1 protein-coding gene is annotated in these 890 nt (G+C 47.2%); it reads right to left on the bottom strand.

The features are described 5' to 3' along the window. Window positions 1-890: PLP-dependent aminotransferase family protein (locus A3756_RS18035; RefSeq protein ID WP_156490575.1), on the bottom strand; the 890-nt coding region annotated here is incomplete at both ends.

Raw genomic sequence — 890 nt, 5'->3', positions numbered from 1 at the left:
CTCCTTGCGGCTTAGTGATGCGTGTTTCTTTGGGAAAGTGTAGCGCAATTAAATCTAGCAACCTATCGCGCCTCTGGCTGTAAACTTCACGAGCATGCCTCAAGTGACGGTCAAAGCGCCCTCTAGACAAAATATCGGCAACCGCCAGTTGGGGTAAAGCAAAGTGACTGGAGTTGCTTAAAAAACGTTGGTACTCAATTTTTTCCCGATATCGCCCTGGCATCACCCAGCCGACACATAGCTGAGGGTCAAGCACCTTCGAAACTGAAGAGCACAGCAGAATTCGGCCATCCTTATCATAAGATTTAACAGCTTTTGGCCTAGCATCACTGTATGACAGCTCTCCGTAAATATCGTCTTCAATCATCGGTAAATCATATTTTTCTAAGAGCTTCGCCAACTTGAGCTTCGCAGTTTCTGGCATCAAGGCTCCCATGGGGTTGCTATAGCTAGGAACTGATAACACAACTTTTACGGGCCACTGCTCGACTGCCAACTGAAGCGCGTCGATGCTCATTCCCCTTACCGGATCTGAAGGAATTTCAAGCGCTTTTAGCCCCAAAGATTCGATTAACTGTAACAAGCCATAATAGCCTGGCGACTCTACCGCAACCACATCACCTTTTTCACACAGAGAGCGTAAACACAATACAATGGCCCCTTGGCAGCCAGCAGTAATAATAATTTCATCAGGTGACACTAACATGCCCGCATCAGAAGCACGTCTGGCGAGCTGCTTCCTTAGTTGAGGACAGCCTTTTCCTGAGTCATAGCCAATGCCGAGAAACTTCTCAGTCCGCACAAGGTTTGCAAATGATTTTTTTAGTTGTTCAATAATAGGGAAGTCACTTGCCGGGACCGCTGCACCGAAGCTGACATTGTTTGGTTCT

It is taken from the genome of Oleiphilus sp. HI0086 (genome assembly GCF_001635225.1).
This window is presented reverse-complemented; position numbering and strand designations above follow the sequence as displayed.